Source organism: Edwardsiella ictaluri ATCC 33202, from assembly GCF_000264785.1.
Lineage (GTDB): Bacteria > Pseudomonadota > Gammaproteobacteria > Enterobacterales > Enterobacteriaceae > Edwardsiella > Edwardsiella ictaluri.
This window is the reverse complement of the sequence record NZ_AFJI01000019.1, coordinates 1-1,762: the sequence shown is the minus strand read 5'-3', so window position 1 is coordinate 1,762 and position 1,762 is coordinate 1. Positions and strand designations below refer to the sequence as shown.

Below are 1,762 nucleotides of genomic sequence, written 5' to 3'. Positions count from 1 at the left end.
TTCGTCTCTCTAAAACACCTTCGGTGTTGTAAGGTTAAGCCTCTCGGATCATTAGTACTGGTTAGCTCAACGTATCGCTACGCTTACACACCCAGCCTATCAACGTCTTAGTCTTAAACGTTCCTTCAGTGGACTCAAGGTCCAAGGGAAGACTCATCTCGAGGCAAGTTTCGCGCTTAGATGCTTTCAGCGCTTATCTTTTCCGCACGTAGCTACCGGGCAATGCAATTGGCATCACAACCCGAACACCAGCGGTGCGTCCACTCCGGTCCTCTCGTACTAGGAGCAGCCCCTCTCAATCTTCCAACGCCCACGGCAGATAGGGACCGAACTGTCTCACGACGTTCTAAACCCAGCTCGCGTACCACTTTAAATGGCGAACAGCCATACCCTTGGGACCTACTTCAGCCCCAGGATGTGATGAGCCGACATCGAGGTGCCAAACACCGCCGTCGATATGAACTCTTGGGCGGTATCAGCCTGTTATCCCCGGAGTACCTTTTATCCGTTGAGCGATGGCCCTTCCATTCAGAACCACCGGATCACTAAGACCTGCTTTCGCACCTGCTCGAGCCGTCACTCTCGCAGTCAAGCTAGCTTATGCCTTTGCACTAACCTCCTGATGTCCGACCAGGATTAGCTAACCTTCGTGCTCCTCCGTTACTCTTTGGGAGGAGACCGCCCCAGTCAAACTACCCACCAGACACTGTCCCTATCCCGGATCACGGGACCAGGTTAGAACATCAAACATTAAAGGGTGGTATTTCAAGGTCGGCTCCATGCAGACTGGCGTCCACACTTCAAAGCCTCCCACCTATCCTACACATCAAGGTTCAATGTTCAGTGTCAAGCTATAGTAAAGGTTCACGGGGTCTTTCCGTCTTGCCGCGGGTACACTGCATCTTCACAGCGAGTTCAATTTCACTGAGTCTCGGGTGGAGACAGCCTGGCCATCATTACGCCATTCGTGCAGGTCGGAACTTACCCGACAAGGAATTTCGCTACCTTAGGACCGTTATAGTTACGGCCGCCGTTTACTGGGGCTTCGATCAAGAGCTTCGCCTTGCGGCTGACCCCATCAATTAACCTTCCAGCACCGGGCAGGCGTCACACCCTATACGTCCACTTTCGTGTTTGCAGAGTGCTGTGTTTTTATTAAACAGTTGCAGCCAGCTGGTATCTTCGACTGGCTTCGGCTCCATCCGCAAGGGACTTCACCTACATGCCAGCGTGCCTTCTCCCGAAGTTACGGCACCATTTTGCCTAGTTCCTTCACCCGAGTTCTCTCAAGCGCCTTGGTATTCTCTACCTGACCACCTGTGTCGGTTTGGGGTACGATTCAGTGTTATCTGGAGCTTAGAGGCTTTTCCTGGAAGCAGGGCATTAACCACTTCAGCACCGTAGTGCCTCGTCATCACGCCTCAGTGTTAAAGATAACCGGATTTGCCAGGTCATCACACCTACACGCTTAAACCGGGACAACCGTCGCCCGGCCGGTCTAGCCTTCTCCGTCCCCCCTTCGCAATAACACCAAGTACAGGAATATTAACCTGTTTCCCATCGACTACGCCTTTCGGCCTCGCCTTAGGGGTCGACTTACCCTGCCCCGATTAACGTTGGACAGGAACCCTTGGTCTTCCGGCGAGCGGGCTTTTCACCCGCTTTATCGTTACTTATGTCAGCATTCGCACTTCTGATACCTCCAGCAGCCCTCACAGGCCACCTTCAACGGCTTACAGAACGCTCCCCTACCCAACGAACG

Annotated in this window: 1 rRNA gene; it reads right to left on the bottom strand. The window is 53.2% G+C overall.

Annotated features, from left to right (window positions below):
* Positions 1-30 precede the first annotated feature (30 nt).
* A 23S ribosomal RNA gene (locus tag EIEH_RS02175) occupies positions 31-1,762 on the bottom strand; the annotation flags it as partial.